This window comes from Streptococcus oralis, assembly GCF_016127915.1.
GTDB classification, from domain to species: domain Bacteria; phylum Bacillota; class Bacilli; order Lactobacillales; family Streptococcaceae; genus Streptococcus; species Streptococcus oralis_BO.
Genome location: NZ_CP066059.1, coordinates 1201252 through 1218744, shown reverse-complemented (window position 1 = coordinate 1218744; position 17493 = coordinate 1201252). Strand labels below are relative to the sequence as shown.

At 41.1% G+C, this 17493-nt stretch carries 16 protein-coding genes; 8 read left to right on the top strand and 8 right to left on the bottom strand.

Going from position 1 to position 17493, the window contains the following annotated elements; all coding sequences use genetic code 11:
- The 6 genes from I6H78_RS05860 to apf form a co-directional block, all read right to left on the bottom strand.
- Positions 1–456, bottom strand: coding sequence for an NUDIX hydrolase (locus I6H78_RS05860; protein ID WP_198459096.1), 456 nt, complete (start codon positions 454–456; stop codon positions 1–3).
- A gap of 140 nt (positions 457–596) precedes the next feature.
- Positions 597–1718 carry a tRNA 2-thiouridine(34) synthase MnmA gene (gene mnmA, locus I6H78_RS05855; protein WP_198459095.1) on the bottom strand — a complete coding sequence of 374 codons (1122 nt, stop codon included), beginning with the start codon at positions 1716–1718 and terminating at the stop codon, positions 597–599.
- Positions 1719–2093: 375 nt separating this feature from the next.
- A complete protein-coding gene (gene argH / locus I6H78_RS05850; RefSeq protein WP_198459094.1) occupies positions 2094–3485 on the bottom strand; it encodes an argininosuccinate lyase in 1392 nt (463 codons plus the stop codon).
- Between the two features lie 27 nt (positions 3486–3512).
- On the bottom strand, positions 3513–4709 hold the full coding sequence (locus I6H78_RS05845; RefSeq protein WP_198459093.1) for an argininosuccinate synthase: 1197 nt from the start codon (positions 4707–4709) through the stop codon (positions 3513–3515).
- Between the two features lie 15 nt (positions 4710–4724).
- Complete coding sequence (locus I6H78_RS05840) at positions 4725–5531, bottom strand: ABC transporter substrate-binding protein (RefSeq protein ID WP_198459092.1); 807 nt, start codon at positions 5529–5531, stop codon at positions 4725–4727.
- Positions 5532–5808: 277 nt separating this feature from the next.
- Entirely contained in the window at positions 5809–6432 is a 624-nt protein-coding gene (gene apf, locus I6H78_RS05835; protein ID WP_198459091.1) for an aggregation-promoting factor, read from the bottom strand.
- A gap of 241 nt (positions 6433–6673) precedes the next feature.
- On the opposite strand from apf, the gene sdaAB reads away from it, so the two are divergent.
- The 3 genes from sdaAB to I6H78_RS05820 are packed head-to-tail and all read left to right on the top strand — an operon-like array spanning position 6674 to position 8883.
- Positions 6674–7345, top strand: coding sequence for an L-serine ammonia-lyase, iron-sulfur-dependent subunit beta (gene sdaAB / locus I6H78_RS05830; RefSeq protein WP_198459090.1), 672 nt, complete (start codon positions 6674–6676; stop codon positions 7343–7345).
- Positions 7346–7353: 8 nt separating this feature from the next.
- Entirely contained in the window at positions 7354–8226 is an 873-nt protein-coding gene (gene sdaAA, locus I6H78_RS05825; protein ID WP_000500031.1) for an L-serine ammonia-lyase, iron-sulfur-dependent, subunit alpha, read from the top strand.
- A gap of 27 nt (positions 8227–8253) precedes the next feature.
- Complete coding sequence (locus I6H78_RS05820) at positions 8254–8883, top strand: HAD-IA family hydrolase (protein WP_198459089.1); 630 nt, start codon at positions 8254–8256, stop codon at positions 8881–8883.
- Positions 8884–8978: 95 nt separating this feature from the next.
- Here I6H78_RS05820 and I6H78_RS05815 read toward each other — a convergent pair whose 3' ends face one another.
- Positions 8979–10829 carry a nucleoside-diphosphate sugar epimerase/dehydratase gene (locus tag I6H78_RS05815; RefSeq protein WP_198459088.1) on the bottom strand — a complete coding sequence of 617 codons (1851 nt, stop codon included), beginning with the start codon at positions 10827–10829 and terminating at the stop codon, positions 8979–8981.
- A 75-nt stretch (positions 10830–10904) separates the two neighbouring features.
- The gene (locus tag I6H78_RS05810) at positions 10905–11735 is read right to left on the bottom strand and encodes a glycosyltransferase (RefSeq protein WP_198459087.1); all 831 of its coding nucleotides are present in this window, start codon (positions 11733–11735) and stop codon (positions 10905–10907) included.
- Positions 11736–11956: 221 nt separating this feature from the next.
- Between I6H78_RS05810 and I6H78_RS05805 the strand changes: the two genes are divergently transcribed.
- From I6H78_RS05805 to I6H78_RS05785, 5 genes are all read left to right on the top strand, one after another.
- A complete protein-coding gene (locus tag I6H78_RS05805) occupies positions 11957–13123 on the top strand; it encodes a CynX/NimT family MFS transporter (protein ID WP_198459086.1) in 1167 nt (388 codons plus the stop codon).
- A 339-nt stretch (positions 13124–13462) separates the two neighbouring features.
- A complete protein-coding gene (locus I6H78_RS05800) occupies positions 13463–15442 on the top strand; it encodes a retron Ec67 family RNA-directed DNA polymerase/endonuclease (protein WP_198459085.1) in 1980 nt (659 codons plus the stop codon).
- 199 nt (positions 15443–15641) lie between these two features.
- Complete coding sequence (locus I6H78_RS05795) at positions 15642–15968, top strand: PadR family transcriptional regulator (protein ID WP_000273860.1); 327 nt, start codon at positions 15642–15644, stop codon at positions 15966–15968.
- Positions 15955–16548 (top strand): DUF1700 domain-containing protein, encoded by a 594-nt coding sequence (locus tag I6H78_RS05790; RefSeq protein WP_198459084.1) that lies wholly within the window; start codon positions 15955–15957, stop codon positions 16546–16548. Before I6H78_RS05795 ends, I6H78_RS05790 begins: the two co-directional genes overlap by 14 nt.
- A complete protein-coding gene (locus I6H78_RS05785; protein WP_198459083.1) occupies positions 16541–17470 on the top strand; it encodes a DUF4097 family beta strand repeat-containing protein in 930 nt (309 codons plus the stop codon). The genes I6H78_RS05790 and I6H78_RS05785 overlap by 8 nt, the downstream gene beginning before the upstream one ends.
- Positions 17471–17493: the final 23 nt, after the last annotated feature.

The following is a 17493-nucleotide window of genomic DNA, read 5'->3' as shown; positions in this document are numbered from 1 at the left end:
CTATTCCTCAAGATGAATGTGTTTTAGTTGGCCGTTCCATTCTGGTAGAGCTGTTTTTAAAAAGGCTGGAACTAGATTGATCCCCTCAAGCCTATCCAAGTCAATCCACTTACAGGGCTGCCTTTTCTCATCTTCCTGCATGGTCAACGGGGCATCCTCCAGCAAGTCTACCAAATAATGAAATTCGATATTGTGATAGGAAACACCGTCTTGTTCAAAACGATTCTCAACTACAAAGGCTAGTCGCCCAGCTTGAGCTTTGACACCTAGTTCTTCCCTCACTTCACGGACTACCGCGTCTTCCGTGTTTTCATTGACTTGAATCGCACCGCCGATAGTGTAATATTTACCCTTGTCTTTAGTAACTAGGAGCTTGCCATTTTGGAGAATCAAGGCTGTCGCCCGAACACCAAAAACAGTATTTCCTACTTTTGTCCGAAAGTCTTGTTGAGTCATTTTTGTCCTTTCTCTTAAACGACACAAAAACAGTCAAAACTCCAAAGAAGTGCAGGACAAAAAAGCCTGCAACATCCATGAGCTTTGACCATCATTTCTATTGCTTTTATTATTGTAGCAAATTGAGAAAATTTGTCAATCTAAATGTACTGACAAACTTGTCCATCGCGGTAGGCATTGTCAATCAAACCGCCACCTAGACACTCTTCGCCATCGTAAAAGACAACCGCCTGTCCTGGTGTGATTGCGCGTTGTGGCTCTGCAAAAACGACCTCTGCCTTGTCTCCTTTGACATGTACAGTCACCTTAGAATCAGGCTGACGGTAGCGGAATTTAGCCGTACATTCTAGTGTAAATTCCTCTGGCATGTTACGAGTAAAGTGGACTTGACTGGCTTCTAGGCTTGTTGACATAAGCGAGTCATGGTAGAATCCTTGGCCTACATAGAGGATATTCTTGCTTAGGTCTTTTCCGACAACGAACCACGGTGCATTGTCACCGCCGTGTTGCCCACCGATACCGAGTCCACCACGCTGACCAATCGTATAATACATCAGACCTGCATGCTCCCCCATATCGCGACCATCCACAGTCATCATGCGACCAGGCTGAGCTGGCAGGTAGTTGCTGAGAAAGTTTTTAAAGTTCTTTTCTCCGATAAAGCAAATCCCTGTCGAATCTTTCTTCTTGGCAGTCGCAAGTCCAGCTTCTTCTGCTAGTCTGCGAACTTCAGGCTTTTCCAAATGCCCCAGTGGGAACATGGTTTTTTGGAGTTGTTCTTGAGAAAGTTGGCTGAGGAAATAGGTCTGATCCTTGCCATTGTCCACGCCACGAAGCATGTGAACTGTCCCGTCCTCATCACGCGCCACTCGAGCATAATGCCCAGTCGCTACATAATCTGCACCCAAGGTCATGGCATAGTCCAAAAAGGCCTTGAACTTGATTTCCTTGTTGCACATAACATCTGGATTTGGCGTGCGCCCCGCACGGTATTCCGCTAGGAAATACTCAAAAACGCGGTCCCAGTACTCTTTTTCAAAATTGACAGAGTAGTAAGGAATGCCGATCTGGTCTGCCACCGCAGCCACATCCTTGTAATCTTCGGTCGCCGTACAGACACCGTTTTCATCTGTGTCATCCCAGTTCTTCATGAAGATGCCGATTACATCGTAGCCCTGCTCCTTGAGCAAGAGAGCCGTCACCGACGAATCAACACCACCACTCATCCCCACGACAACACGTGTTTTAGAGTTATCACTCATGGTAAGTCTCCCATCTATTCGTTTATTTATACCCCTCAAAATTCTATTTACTAAGACTTTCAATAGAATTTATTTGAGTATAGTCATTTCGTTTGCTTTTAGTACTAGGCAACGAGTCGCAGGCATAACTCGAGTTCGCTCAATCAGTCTGGGAGACTGATTGAGGTTATAAATCAGACAAGCTCAGCTTGCATCTCATTTCGAGTTAACGACGTAATAAAAGATAAACGAAATGACTAGTTCACGATTGAAGGTCGTGTGTGCTTAACGATTGAAGGTCGCTTGAGCAGTATTCATTATAACACGCTTGGTTGGAGAAGACAAGAAAGAGGCTGATAAATCATCTCAGCCTCTCTTTCTTACTTTACAAACGAATCAATTTTCCCCTTTAAGTTCTTTCTTCGCTTGTTCTATCTGGTATTTCACTTGCTCAAAGCCGGTTCCTCCTAAGGAATTCCGTCTCTGAACAGCAGTCTCCGGTCGCAAGTAGATATAAATATCCTCTTCAATCAAGAGATGGTAGGCTTGCAACTCCTCCAAATCCCAATCTTGGATATTTTTACTATGCTTGATAGAGTCTAGAACCAATTTCCCTACTATTTCATGCGCTTCTCTAAAGGGGAGGCCTTTTTCAGCCAAATAATCTGCCAGTTCGGTCGCATTCGAAAAATCATTCTCTGTGGATTGCTGCATTTTGGCCTTATTAACCTGCATGCTCGATAGCATCCCTGCCAACACATCCAGAGAATTTAAAATCGTTTCTACTGTATCAAACATGCCTTCCTTGTCCTCTTGCAAATCCTTATTGTAGGCCAGAGGCAAAGACTTCATGACGGTCAATAGTCCAAGCAAGTACCCGTAAACTCGGCCTGTCTTCCCTCGAATCAATTCGGCCATATCAGGATTTTTCTTCTGGGGCATGATAGACGAACCCGTTGAGAAGCTATCAGACAAGCTAATGTACTGATACTCAAAGCTGCACCAATTGATGATTTCTTCACAAAAACGACTCATATGCATCATCAAAATACTGGCATTTGATAGGAATTCCAAGATAAAATCACGGTCACTCACAGCATCCAAGGAATTGGTATAGGGTTGTTGGAAACCCAATAAATCACTCGATAATTGACGATTGATTGGAAAAGTTGTCCCCGCTAAGGCAGCCGCACCCAGGGGAGATAGGTCCGTATGTTTCAAGTTGAATGCAAAACGCTCGCTGTCCCTTTGAAACATATTGTAATAAGCCATGAGATGGTGGGCAAAACTAATCGGTTGGGCGTGCTGTAAATGAGTATATCCTGGCATGATGGTGTCCACATGTTTTTCAGCCAAATCCAGCAAAACACTATTCAGATTCGCCAACTTATCCAAGACATTGCCAAGCTGCTCCTTTAGATATAAGTGCATATCCGTTGCGACTTGGTCATTCCGAGAACGAGCCGTGTGTAGTTTCCCAGCCAGAGGACCGATTTTCTCTGTCAGCAACACTTCCATATTCATATGAATATCTTCATTTGCAATATCAAAATGAAGCTCTCCCGCCTCTAAATCTCGCAACAAAGCTTGCAGACCATCTTGGATCTGTTCTGCCTCTTCCAAGCTTAAAATGCCAGTCTGTCCTAGCATTTGAACATGAGCTAAGGAACCCATCAAATCAAATTTTGCCAGCTGGTGGTCAAAGGAAATACTCGCACCGAACTGTTCTACCCACTCTTCCACAGTGCCTTCAAATCGACCACCCCATAATTTTGTATTTTTCGACATATCCTGTCGTCCCTTTCTATCGCGTCACTACTCAACATTTTTCTGAACTTCTGAATAAACCTTAGTCGGAAGCCCCCAAAGCTTGATAAATCCAACAGCCGCATCTTGGTCAAAGGTATCCGCACTGGTATAAGTCGCCAAGTTTTCATCGTAAAGAGAATTTGGTGATTTCCGAGCCACTACCTGGGCGTTCCCCTTATAGAGTTTAACTTTTGCAGTCCCATTGACAACTTTCTGTGTCTCCTTGATATAGGCAATCAAAGCCTGAGTTGCTGGGCTAAACCACAGGGCATTATAGATGAGATTGGACAACTCATTTTCGATAATAGGTTTGAAATGAGCCACTTCTCTCACAAGAGTCAAGTCTTCAATCTCCTTATGAGCTACCAATAAAGTCACAGCACCTGGGCACTCATAAATCTCTCTTGACTTAATACCGACTAGGCGATTTTCCACATGGTCAATACGACCGACCCCATGTTTTCCGGCAATTTCATTGAGCTTTTGAATCAAAGCCGCCACTTTCATCTTCTCACCATTGAGGGAGATGGGCACCCCGCAGCTAAACTCAATGTCAATAAATTCTGGACTGTCTGGTGCCTCTTCTGGCGAAGATGTGATTCCAAATGCTTCTTCTGGCGCTTGGTTCCAAGGATTTTCCAAAACGCCACATTCATTTGCACGCCCCCAAAGATTTTGATCGACAGAGTAAGGATTGTCAAGGTCAGCTGGAACTGGGACGCCGTTTTCTTTGGCATATTGGATTTCTTCTTCACGAGACCATTTCCACTCACGAACAGGCGCAACTACCTTTAGATTGGGATCCAAAGCTGCAATAGAGACTTCAAACCGAACTTGGTCGTTTCCCTTACCTGTACAACCATGGGCAATTGTGGTTGCCCCCGTCTGATGAGCTATTTCAACGAGTTTTTTTGAAATAAGAGGGCGACTCAGAGCAGATACCAAGGGATACTTCTGTTCATAGTAGGCATGAGCCTGAAGGGCCACTAAAACATAGTCATTAGCAAATTCTTCCTTAACATCAATGACATAAGACTCAACAGCCCCAACCTTGAGAGCTTTATCGTGGATGAACTCCAAATCTTTTCCTTCACCCACATCCATACAAACAGCGATCACATCATAGTCTTTTTTTAACCATGTAATAGCAACTGATGTATCCAATCCACCTGAATAGGCTAAAATAACTTTTTCCTTACTCATTTCTCTTCCTTCTTTCTATTTTTCGATAGAGGCTTTAAAAGCATCATCAATCAATTTGTCCAACTCCCCAGAATCCTTCAACTTTTGAATGGTTTTGTCAACCGCCTCTTTCAATTCTTTGCTGTCTTTTTTCATCGCAACAGCGTAGGAATCTTCTTTGTCATTGTCAAAATCAAACTCAGCGATGGCTAGGTCTGGATTATTCTCTACAAATCCTTTCGCCACTGGTTCCTCAAAGATAACCGCATCCAGTTGCCCTGATTTCAAATCTGTTATCAAATTTCCATTTTTAGGAAGTGAAACGAGAGAAGAATCCTGCAAGGTTTCTTTAGCCAGAGTTTCCTGGATAGAACCTTTCTGCGCTCCAACCTTTTTCTGAGCCAAATCCTTCACTGATTGGTAATTCGTTAATTCAGATTTTCTTACGATAACCTTATTTTTCGAAGTATAGTAGGGAATTGAAAAATCGTAAACTTGACTTCTCTCTTCCGTTTTGGAAATACCTGATATGGCAAGATCGGCCTTTCCTGAATCAAGACTAGCCAGTACATTGTCAAAACTCATTGGAGAGAACTCCACTTCTACACCCAGTTCCTTTGCGATGGCTTTGGCTAGCTCAACATCTGAACCTACAATCTGATTTTTCCCATCGACCAATTTCTGGTATTCAAACGGAGCAAACTCTGGATTTAGGGCCACCACCAATTTCCCTTTAGCCTTAATGGCTTCAACACCTTGGGATTGAGTGTTACTACAAGCAAATAATAATGGAAACATAAGCAAACCAAACATCGTCATCAACACCTTCTTCACTTTATTCATAGAAGAGCCTCCTTTTATTTTTATACTTTATTATTGTATAAATAATACTCTTCTCATTCTCGTTTGTCAAGAAAAAACTGTATTTTATTTCATTTTAATCAAGAAAAAGCTTATTATATGATATATTTTTACATATAATAAGCTTATTTATACTATTTGAGTTTTAAAGCAATTTGAAGACTTTCGTCGGAATTATACAAATAGGGCATTGCTGAGAAAAGCGTTACGCTTTTTGTTATAAAGAAATAAAAAAGAGCCCTAAAGGACTCTTGTATTCTTAATACCAACCGTTGTTAAGCCAGAAGTTCTTGGCAGCTGTCCATGAACCGTAACGTCCTGCAACGTAGGCATCTGCTACACGTTCTTGGTTTTCAGCTGAGTAGTCACCGTTCAAGTATGAATCTGTCAATTGGTAACGTCCGATGTAACGTCCGTTTGTAGCTGTGTAGCTACCACCTGATTCCTTTTGAGCAATCCATTCTTTAGCTTCTGCTTCAGAACCACTTACAGTAGAAGCTGCTGCAGTGTTGCTTTCTGCTGCTGGAGTTGCAGGTGCAGCTGGGGCTTCATAAGTTGTTGTTGCTACTGGAGCTTCTTCAACTGTTTCTGTAGCTACTGGAGCTGATTCTTCCGTTGTTGCTGCTGGAGCTGCAGTTGAAGCTGTTCCTTCGATAACCAAAACTTGGTCAACATAGATAAGGTGAATATCTTTGATGTTGTTTTTTGCTGCCAATTTTTCAACAGTTGTGTTGTACTTCTCAGCGATTTCTGAAAGAGTATCACCTGATTTAACTGTGTAAGTTACAGTTTCTTGGGCAGATGCAAGTGATGGAGCAAAGAAAGCAAGCAAAGCTGCTACTCCTGCGATAGTTGTTTTAATTTTTTTAGTTGTTAATGACATATCTAAAAATTCTCCTTCCATTGGATATATCTATGATACCTTTTAAATGTTACCGTTGTTTAACGGTTTTATGTAGAAATATTACAAAAATGTTTTATATTTACCGTTTTAAGGAGGTTTTTGTCACAAAAGACCTTATTTTATACTATCTTTAATCATTTTAAGCTTTTGATAAGGGAAATAAGCGCAGAGGTCCATTCTTTGATATAATAGATATAAGAATCTTTGTAAGGGGAAACAGATGCACTCACTTCGTTTTCAATCTGTCTTTGATATTATCGGACCAGTCATGATTGGCCCATCAAGTAGCCATACTGCTGGAGCTGTTCGTATCGGGAAAATCGTCTCTTCCATCTTTGATGATACGCCGACAGAAGTCGAATTCCAATTATTTAATTCATTTGCTAAGACCTACCGTGGTCATGGAACTGACCTTGCTCTCGTCGCTGGTATATTAGGTATGGATACGGACGATCCCGATATTCCAAATAGCTTAGAGATTGCCCATAAACGGGGTATCAAGATTGTCTGGACCATTCAGAAAGACAGCAATGCTCCTCACCCTAACACCACTAAAATCACTGTGAAGAATGAACATAAATCCATCAGTGTGACAGGAATTTCCATCGGTGGAGGAAATATCCAAGTTACGGAGCTTAACGGCTTTGCTGTCTCTCTCAACATGAACACACCAACCATTATCATCGTGCATCAAGATGTTCCAGGTATGATTGCCCATGTTACTGAAGCCCTCTCTCGTTTCGATATCAACATCGCTCAGATGAATGTGACTAGGGAAAAAGCTGGAGAAAAAGCCATTATGATTATCGAAGTCGATAGTCGAAATTGCGAAGAGGCGATTGAAGAAATCCGAAAAATCCCTCATCTCCACAATGTCAATTTCTTTAAGTAGGAGGAAACATGTTTTATTCTATCAAAGAATTGGTTGAGCAAGCAGATCTAGACTTCCAAGGAAATGTCGCAGAACTCATGATTGCGACCGAATATCAATTAACAGGTCGGGAACGCCCAGAAGTTCTCCTCCTCATGGAACGCAATCTAGAAGTCATGAAAGCCTCTGTCGAGCTCGGCCTAAGTGAAAACAAATCCCGTAGTGGCCTAACGGGTGGAGACGCAGCCAAACTAGACCGCCATCTCAAAAGTGGCAAGGCCTTGTCGGACTTTACCATCCTATCAGCAGCCCGTAATGCCATCGCTGTCAATGAACACAATGCGAAAATGGGTTTGGTCTGCGCCACCCCAACCGCAGGAAGTGCTGGTTGTTTGCCAGCCGTTCTCACTGCTGCTATCCAAAAATTAGACCTTAGCCACGAAGAACAGCTGGATTTCCTCTTTGCTGCGGGTGCCTTTGGATTGGTTATCGCAAACAATGCCTCTATCTCAGGTGCTGAAGGTGGCTGTCAGGCCGAAGTTGGCTCTGCCTCTGCCATGAGTGCCGCAGCCTTGACCTTGGCTGCAGGTGGAACCCCCTATCAGGCTAGCCAAGCCATCGCCTTTGTCATTAAAAATATGCTAGGCCTCATCTGCGATCCCGTCGCTGGTTTGGTTGAAGTCCCCTGTGTCAAACGAAATGCCATGGGAGCCAGCTTTGCCTTTATCGCGGCTGATATGGCCTTGGCAGGTATCGAGTCTAAGATTCCTGTTGACGAAGTCATCGATGCCATGTACCAAGTCGGATCGAGCCTTCCAACTGCCTTTCGTGAAACGGCTGAGGGTGGACTCGCTGCCACACCTACTGGTCGCCGCCTACAAAAAGAAATCTTCGGAGAATAAGCTTATCTATATCTATTAGGAGAAACTATGTCCTCTATCTCAGCAATCTTTTTTGATCTAGACGGAACTTTGGTTGACAGTTCCCTCGGGATCCACAATGCTTTTACCCATACCTTTAAAGAGCTAGGAGTTCCAAGCCCTGATGCCAAAACCATTCGTGGTTTTATGGGACCGCCACTTGAAAGTAGTTTTGCAACGTGTCTTCCCAAGGAGCAAATCTCGGAAGCTGTGCAGATCTATCGTTCTTACTACAAGAAAAAAGGGATCCACGAAGCCCAACTCTTCCCCCGAATAACGGAATTGCTTCAAGAACTTTCACAAAACTACCCTCTCTATATCACCACAACAAAGAATACTCCTACTGCTCATGATATGACTAAAAATCTGGGAATCCATCATTTCTTTGATGGCATTTACGGTTCTAGTCCTGAAACGCCACACAAGGCGGACGTCATCCGTTTTGCCTTGCAGACGCATCAACTCCCTGCAGACCAAATCCTCATCATCGGCGACACTAAGTTTGATATGATTGGAGCCCAAGAAACTGGTATTAAAAAGTTTGCTGTTACTTGGGGATTTGGAGAAGAGGCTGATTTGCTCAGCTATCAACCTGACTGGATTGCCCATACCATTGATGATATCATTAAGCAACTATAAATAATACAACAATTTGAAATTACAGAGTAAAAAGGCCAAGGTCCTGTACAAACAGAACCTTGGCCTTTTATTTATAATTAATTTGTTAGACACTCTTACTCAGCATGAGTTGTTTCGTTTGCAAAGGAAATGATGGCTTCTTTGAGCTCATCTCCACTGAGTGAACGGAATTCTTCAATCTTTTGATCGATGGCTTCTAGCGGCATGACATTTACCTTACCAACGAAAATCTTGTCCATGACTTGGTTATCAACCAATTCGGTCGAAACCAAGAGTTCTTCATAGAGTTTTTCACCTGGGCGGATACCGACCTCAATGATTGGAATTTCACTTTCCGTGTGCCCACTTAGAAGAACCATTTTCTTAGCCAAGTCATAGATCTTAACTGGTTTGCCCATATCGAGGATAAAGACTTCTCCGTCCTTGGCATAAGCGCCAGCATGGATTACTAGACGGCTAGCCTCTGGAATGGTCATGAAGTAACGTGTCATACGGAAGTCTGTCACTGTTACAGGACCGCCTTCAGCAATCTGACGCTCAAAGACAGGAATCACACTACCACGACTACCCAGAACATTCCCAAAACGAACTGCACAGTAGGTTGATTTACTACGTTGGTTAAAGCCAGTGACAATCAATTCCGCCACGCGCTTAGTCGCACCCATAACATTTGGTGGATTGACCGCCTTGTCAGTCGAAATCATGACCATCTTAGGTACTTTGGCCTCATCAACAGCCTTGGCAACATTGTAGGTACCAAGGATATTGTTCTTGAAGGCTTCTTTTGGATTGCGCTCCATCATTGGAACGTGCTTGTGGGCTGCAGCATGATAAACAATGGCTGGTTTGTACTGCTCAAACACCTGCAAGAGACGGTCGTAGTCCTGAATATCTGCAATAACAGGAACATAATCAATCCCTTGGAATGTACGGATCAATTCATGATAAACGAGATAGATTGAGTTTTCACCATGTCCAAGCAAGACGATACGTTCTGGATTGAAGCGGCTAACCTGACGACAAATCTCCGAACCAATCGAACCACCGGCTCCTGTCACCAGGATGGTCTTGCCTGTAATCTCAGTACCCAGACGCGATTCGTCGAGACGAATTTCCTGACGGCCCAAAAGGTCTGTGATATCAATTTTTTGGAAACCACTACCTGGTTGATGGAGTCCTTGAACGACTGTCTCAACCTTAGGCATCTTGTAACATTTGACGCCTAGCTTATTACACATCTGCAAGATGCGTTCGTACTCTGATGGGTCAAGCGAAGGAATCGCTACGATAACACGCTCGATTTGGTGACGTTTAGCCAATTCAGGTAGATTATCATAAGAGCCCAGAACTGGGATGCCACCTAGTTTTTGTCCCTTTTTCTTTTCATCGTTATCCAAAATCCCCACTAGCTCAAGGTCGCTAGTTGGATGTTGGTAGCTGTTCATAAAGAGGGCACCACCATCACCAGCACCGATCAAGAAGGTACGACGATGTTCTCCATCTCCACTACCTTGCTTGCGCTTAGAATAAATCAGCTGCCAAGTGATACGAGGAAGCAAGATGAGGAAGGTACTCAACAAAATGAAGAGTACGATGAAACGGATAGAAAACAATGGAAGAAAGGCATAGCAGATTCCATAAGAAAGAACACTGCTGAGCATCACTCCAAAAAAGATTTTCATAAAATCCGTAATCTTGCTATAACGACTGATACTAGCATTCAGCCCCCAAAATGCAATCATGATTTGATAGAGGAGGAAGGCTAAAAGAGTGTAGATCACATAATCCACAGGCGCAGGATTTATAAGGCCATAAAACAAGATATAAGATACGATGATGGAAACCACCATGCTCAGAATATCGAATATCCCCCAAAACACTTGTTTTTGCTGTTTATTTAAAATTTCAACCAGATCAATCACGTAATCTGTTAGTTTTTTATTCATAGGAATTTACTCCCCCTTAAAAGAGTCAGATGATACTGTTGTTATGATAACCTAAATCATTCAGTCTATCGGGGTTTACTTTCTCTTTCTTAAAAGTTTGACGAAGATAAACTGACGTACAAAGCCTGGACAAAGTGCAACAATTGCCTGAATGGCTACACTTTTAGCATAATCCATGTAAGAAATTTGCCCTCGCTCAAGCATCCGTTGGCGAGCTTGACGATAGAGTTTAAGGTAACGCAAGCCACCTCGACGCTCAAACATCCCTGCACCGACACGAACCTTACACAAGACTTGATCTAGGTTCCCAGTCTTGGCTCCTGCAGCAATCATATTGAGCCAAAGGAGGTCATCCTCCATGTAAAGTCCGTCTTCGTAGTTGCCCGCCTTGAGGACCATGTCCTTTTTGAACATAACTGTCATATGGTTAAAGGCGCTTCTCATTCTCTGATAAGCCACAATATCTGCGTGCTGAGTTGGAACACGACGATAAGACACAATCTCATCTGGATTATCAATGAACTCTGCGATATGCCCACCTAAGAGATCGAGATCTTCTTTCTCCATTAGCTGAAGCTGTTTCTCAAAACGATCCGGAACGGCTAAATCATCCGTATCCATGCGGGCAATAATGTCATACTGGCACTGTAAAACGCCGTATCGAAGAGCCAAGCCTAAACCTTGATTTTCTTCTAAGGGGCACCGTTTAACTGGAATGTCTGACTGAGCTTCCACTTCATCTAGCACCTGATAGAGTTCGGGTGTGAGCGGGCCGTCCTCAACAAGAACAAGTTCGCTCGGTTTCAAGGTCTGGTTTTGAACACTTTTGATAGCCTCTCTTAAAAACGTCGGATTTTCCTTTACATAGACCGACATCAAGACGCTGATTTTTTGCTTTTCAGGCACAGTTTTTCTCCAATGTATAGATTTCCTTCCACTATTTTATCACAAAATTTCCTAGTTTCCTATTTTTATATCAAATCAAGGAAAATTCTAGTAAAGAAATCTGTCACTTTTCACTATATTTTCACTTCCATTGATTGAACTGTCTTGGCTGCCATTACTTGACATTATAAGGAAAAAACCTTAAAATAAGCTGTTATTAAAATCATCCTATCGAGGTTTTTATGAAAAAACAATCGCTCTTTTTTGTTCTAGGAATTGTCTTAATCGGGACTGTTTTACGCTCTCCTTTTACTGCTCTTCCAACCATTTTAGGAGATATCGCTCAGGGACTAGGAGCTGAGGTTAGTTCTCTTGGGATTTTAACCAGCCTCCCTCTCTTGATGTTTGCTCTTTTCTCTGCTTTTGCGAGCCGCTTGGCACAAAAAATCGGGTTAGAACATCTCTTTACTTACTGTCTGCTCCTCTTAACTGTTGGATCTGTCATTCGGATTCTCAATCTTCCCCTTCTCTATCTAGGAACTCTGATCATCGGAGCAAGCATTGCGATCTTCAATGTACTCCTCCCAAGTATAATCCAGGCAAATCAGCCTCAAAAGATTAGTTTCCTAACAACTCTCTATGTCACTGCCATGGGAATTTCGACAGCCATCGCTTCTTATCTTTCGGTCCCTATCACCCAAGCTAGTTCTTGGAAGGGACTCATCCTCGTTCTCAGCTTTCTCTGTCTGGTCACTCTGCTAGTCTGGTTGCCAAATCATCGCCACAACCACCACCTAGAAAACCAAAAAGAAAAGCAAGTCAAAGAGAATATTCTAAAAAGTAAAGATGTCTGGGCTATCATTATCTTTGGCGGACTTCAGTCCTTGCTCTTTTATACGAGCATGACCTGGCTTCCAACGATTGCTATTAGTGCTGGTCTTTCTAATAGTGATGCGGCTCTTCTAGCTTCTATCTTCTCGCTGATCAGCATTCCTTTTTCAATGACTGTTCCAAATCTGACAACTCATCTGTCAGACGGCCACCGTCGAATCATGCTAACAATTATCTCTATCGCTGGTATGACAGGAATTGCCATGCTCTTGTATCCAAGTAGCAGTTTCCTCTACTGGTTAGTCGTCCATCTCTTGATTGGAACGGCCTGCAGCGCCCTCTTCCCCTACCTCATGGTTTGCTTCTCTCTTAAAACCAGTTCGCCTGAAAAGACAGCCCAGCTGTCAGGATTGGCGCAAACAGGGGGCTACATCTTAGCAGCTTTTGGTCCTACCTTGTTTGGTTACAGTTTTGAACTTTTCCAATCTTGGATCCCAGCTGTCATTGCTCTACTTATCGTTGACATCATCATGACTGTCTCACTCTTTATGGTAGATCGGGCTGATAAGATACTTTAATTTTTCTAAAATACTTCTCAGATATAAACAATGCAAAGCCAGACTCTGTCTGGTTTTTTTGGTCCATACAAAAATCTAGTTTAATACACCTTAAAACTAGATTAATATCTTGTTTTGTGATAGAATATGTTTGCGTATGATTAGATTTTTGACTTGTGTGTTCGCAAGTATTAACAAAAATGTTACTAGAGTGTTCAGCTCACTCCAGTAATCCCAAAACTAAGGCAATTAGATTTCTTCTGGAAAAAGTTGCAGTATGTTTTATCTCTGCTGAAGGAAGGTTTCTATACTGTCGTTCGCATAAGAGTTTTCATGCGCTTTTTTATTAAGGATAAGATAATGACTAAATTAAATCAATTAAAAACCAAGGATGACTTTGCAAAACTTCTTGGTTTTAAAAACGCCAGATACATTAACCATTTGTTATACAACATAACAACCGATAACCTATATGAACCGCCAATTGTTATTCCTAAAAAGAATGGTGGAGAAAGAGTTATACATGCTCCCCAAAAAGAGTTGAAGTTCCTTCAGAAAAAATTGTCTAATGTTTTGTGGGAATGTTACCTTGAAAGCATAGAATCTAAATCTAAGGACAAGAACTTTAAAACACCTGTACTGTCTCATGCATTTGAAAAGGGGAAAAGCATTATTACCAACTCTCAGATGCATCGAAACAAGAAATACATTCTGAACATTGACTTGAAAAACTTTTTTGATTCTTTTAATTTTGGAAGAGTAAGAGGCTTCTTTATAAAAGATAGAGATTTTGCTGTTTCACCAGAAATTGCTACAGTAATTGCTCAAATTGCATGTTACCAAGGTAAGTTACCACAAGGAGCCCCTTCTTCTCCCATCATCACAAATTTAATTACTAGAATTTTAGATTATCGGATTGTCAAAATTGCTAAAAAATATCGTTTTACATATTCTAGATATGCCGATGATATGACTTTTTCGACAAATTGTGAACTAAACTCTAATAAGCTGAGAGCAAGCAAAGAGTTAGATAACTTTTTAACTGAATTAGAGGAGGTAATCATCTCATCTGGTTTTGAAATCAATCCTAAAAAAACACGGTTAAGTAATAACATGCAACGCCAAGAAGTTACTGGACTAGTTGTCAACAAGAAGATAAATGTAAAAAGAGAGTACGTAAAAAATACTCGTGCAATGGCCTTTCAATTATACAAAGATGGAGCTTTTGAAATAGATAAGAAACCAGGAACGATCAATCAACTAACGGGACGCTTTGCTTTTATTTTTCAAATAGATCAATACAACAACTACTTACTTTATGAAAAGTCCCTGATACAAAATAATCTGGATTCACAAAAATATTTATTAGGCAGAAACTCATCAAAAAAATCTGAATCAAAATATTTTTGGAAGTATATCTTTTATAATAAAAATTTACGAAAAGAATTATTCTATAATAAAAAACATAATACTTATAATTTACCTAAAGAGTTCTATAGTATCTCAGAAAATGAAAAAGAAGTTTATATGTGCTTATTTAATTCTAAAGAAAAAGAATATAAAAAATTCTTATTTTATAGATATTTTTTTGGAAATGATAGACCTATGATTGTTACAGAAGGGAAGACAGATCCTCTATATATTAAAGCAGCCTTAAAAAAACTATATAAGAATTATCCAAAACTTATTGAAAAAGATGGTGATGATTTTATATTTAAAATTGAATTTCTAAATCGTAGTAATACTGTGGAATACCTGTTTAATATCCCAGAAGGGGGAGAAGGTCTCAAGTATTGGTATAATTATTTTTCTAATCAAATACCCGCAAATTTTTTTAATCAAAAATTTCCTGCAAAAAATGATGGAAAGAAAATCTATAAGGAACTATATCCTAATTATATGGAGTTTTTTTCCCATTTAACTTCAAGAGAACCAAAAAATCCAACTATATTTTTATTTGATAATGAGCCATCAGGTAATCCTCTTTTTAAATTTTTTAATCATGCTACAGATTTAAATGTTAGTAGCAATAATCTTGGTCAAGTTAGAGGTACATCTTTTTATAAGATTACAAAGAAAGATAGTTTGTATGTCATGGCGACACCTTTAATGCCTCACATGAATAACGGTAACTCCTCTGATATCGAAGATCTACTATTGTCTTGTAATCCATCACCTATTTTAAAAGGAAAGACATTCTCCAAAGGTGGTGGTGCTAATCATTATGGAAAGGATATTTTTTCAAAGTATGTTCTGAAAAATTATAAAGAATTCGATTTTACTGAGTTTATCCCTTTGCTAGACGGCATAAGAGATAATATCCTAGATTATACATCATGATTCTAGCTTATCTTTAAAATATAGGTTTGTTTGAAACAACTGATGTTACCATCATATCCTTTAAACTTCTAGTTTTTACTAGGAGTTTTTTATATATAAAATTTTTACACATATTTCTTGACAGGGCTTTCAACTTGAGATACAATATATTTGAAAAGAGTATATATAAAATTTTTATATAATATAAAGGAGGTTTCCCATGTACTTCCCAACATCCTCTGCCTTGATTGAGTTTCTCATCTTGGCTGTACTGGAGCAGGGGGATTCTTATGGTTATGAGATTAGTCAAACCATTAAGCTCATCGCCAATATCAAAGAATCTACGCTCTACCCCATTCTCAAAAAATTGGAAGCCAGTGGCTTTCTGACCACCTACTCTAGAGAGTTTCAGGGGCGTATGCGCAAATACTACTCCTTGACCAATCGGGGCGTAGAGCAGCTCGTTACTCTAAAGGAAGAGTGGACGCTCTATACCGACACCGTCAACGGCATCATAGAAGGGAGTATCCGCCATGACAAGAACTGACTATCTGACTCAGTTAGAAACCTATCTCCATAAACTGCCTGAAGCTGACCGCATCGAAGCTATGGACTACTTTAAGGAACTATTTGACGATGCCGGCCCTGAGGGCGAAGAGGAGCTTATTGCCAGTCTAGGAACACCAAAAGAAGCAGCTCATGATGTCCTCTCTGATCTTCTTGATAAAAAAGTCAATGAGGCACCTGCTCAAAAGAATGACCGCCAACTGCTGCACATTGCACTCTTGGCCTTACTAGCAGCCCCTATCGGAATCCCTGTTGGAATTGCAATTATCTTAACCATTATCGGGCTTTTTATCGCGGCTGTCTCTGTCATTCTAGCCTTTTTCACCATCTCTGTGACGGGTATCCTGCTGGGCGGAGTCTTTATCGTAGAGAGCTTTAGTGTTCTGGTCGAAGCCAAATCTGCCTTTATCTTAATTTTTGGGGCTGGTTTGCTTTCTATCGGTGCTTCTTCTCTTGTTCTACTGGGCATCTCCTATGTAGCTCGTTTCTTTGGCCTCCTGGTCGTCCGCTTGGTGCAATGGATTCTTAAAAAAGGAAAGAGAGGTGACAGACATGCGTAAATTGACAAAAGGATTTCTCATCTTTGGTGTGGTTTCCACGATCCTTGGTTTTATCATGATTATTGTAGGTGCCCAGTCCAATGGTATTCAAAGTTTACTCGCCATGTCAAAAGACCCCGTCTATGACAATCGTATCGAAGAAGTTACCTTTGGAAGTGAAGTGGAAAAACTTGATTTGACCCTTGAAGAACATAGCCTAACCATCACAGAGTCTGTAGATGACAAGATCCATATCACCTATCATCCTTCCGTGTCTGGTCGTCACGATCTGACTACTGGCATGAGTGACAAAACACTGAGCGTCACTGACAAACAAGCCTCCCAACATCGCTTTCTAGGTTCAGGAATCGAAGGCCTACTTCGTATTGCCAGCAATTATTCTCACCGTTTTGACGAAGTCATTCTCTCCCTCCCCAAAGGAAGAAGGCTGCAAGCGATCACCGTCTCAGCCAATCGTGGACAAACCAATATTCGTCAAGCCAATCTTGAAAATGCGACAATCAAAACAAAAGGCTACCTCTTAAGAATAACAGAAAGCTCTATCAAGAATAGTACACTAACGACACCTCATATCATCAATATCTTTGATACCGAATTTACAGATAGCCAGGTCAAGACGGAAAGGGAACACATCTATGCTGAGAATATCAAGGTCCACGGCAAGGTTGAGCTAGAGGCCCATTCCACTCTAAACCTCATTCTCTCCCAGAAAGAGACTGACCGTATCAATCTAGATCTTTCTTCTCAGCATGGTGGTATCTATCATAAACCCAAAGAAGAACATCGTGGACAAAAAGAGAATCAACTTGCCAACCCTTATAAAACTGAAAAAGCAGATATCAAAGATCTACTCATTGCAAAAGCCAACCAAGATATCTACCTACCTAAAGAAGAGCACTCTGCTTCGTCTAGAAACCATTGACAAAAACGCTTTCATCTGCTAGG

What these genes read in the sequence shown, in the direction of transcription:
- I6H78_RS05860 (WP_198459096.1), bottom strand. Translation starts at nt 456, where the DNA reads ATGACTCAACAAGACTTTCGGACAAAAGTAGGAAATACTGTTTTTGGT.
- mnmA (WP_198459095.1), bottom strand. Translation starts at nt 1,718, where the DNA reads ATGAGTGATAACTCTAAAACACGTGTTGTCGTGGGGATGAGTGGTGGT.
- argH (WP_198459094.1), bottom strand. Translation starts at nt 3,485, where the DNA reads ATGTCGAAAAATACAAAATTATGGGGTGGTCGATTTGAAGGCACTGTG.
- I6H78_RS05845 (WP_198459093.1), bottom strand. Translation starts at nt 4,709, where the DNA reads ATGAGTAAGGAAAAAGTTATTTTAGCCTATTCAGGTGGATTGGATACA.
- I6H78_RS05840 (WP_198459092.1), bottom strand. Translation starts at nt 5,531, where the DNA reads ATGAATAAAGTGAAGAAGGTGTTGATGACGATGTTTGGTTTGCTTATG.
- apf (WP_198459091.1), bottom strand. Translation starts at nt 6,432, where the DNA reads ATGTCATTAACAACTAAAAAAATTAAAACAACTATCGCAGGAGTAGCA.
- sdaAB (WP_198459090.1), top strand. Translation starts at nt 6,674, where the DNA reads ATGCACTCACTTCGTTTTCAATCTGTCTTTGATATTATCGGACCAGTC.
- sdaAA (WP_000500031.1), top strand. Translation starts at nt 7,354, where the DNA reads ATGTTTTATTCTATCAAAGAATTGGTTGAGCAAGCAGATCTAGACTTC.
- I6H78_RS05820 (WP_198459089.1), top strand. Translation starts at nt 8,254, where the DNA reads ATGTCCTCTATCTCAGCAATCTTTTTTGATCTAGACGGAACTTTGGTT.
- I6H78_RS05815 (WP_198459088.1), bottom strand. Translation starts at nt 10,829, where the DNA reads ATGAATAAAAAACTAACAGATTACGTGATTGATCTGGTTGAAATTTTA.
- I6H78_RS05805 (WP_198459086.1), top strand. Translation starts at nt 11,957, where the DNA reads ATGAAAAAACAATCGCTCTTTTTTGTTCTAGGAATTGTCTTAATCGGG.
- I6H78_RS05800 (WP_198459085.1), top strand. Translation starts at nt 13,463, where the DNA reads ATGACTAAATTAAATCAATTAAAAACCAAGGATGACTTTGCAAAACTT.
- I6H78_RS05795 (WP_000273860.1), top strand. Translation starts at nt 15,642, where the DNA reads ATGTACTTCCCAACATCCTCTGCCTTGATTGAGTTTCTCATCTTGGCT.
- I6H78_RS05790 (WP_198459084.1), top strand. Translation starts at nt 15,955, where the DNA reads ATGACAAGAACTGACTATCTGACTCAGTTAGAAACCTATCTCCATAAA.
- I6H78_RS05785 (WP_198459083.1), top strand. Translation starts at nt 16,541, where the DNA reads ATGCGTAAATTGACAAAAGGATTTCTCATCTTTGGTGTGGTTTCCACG.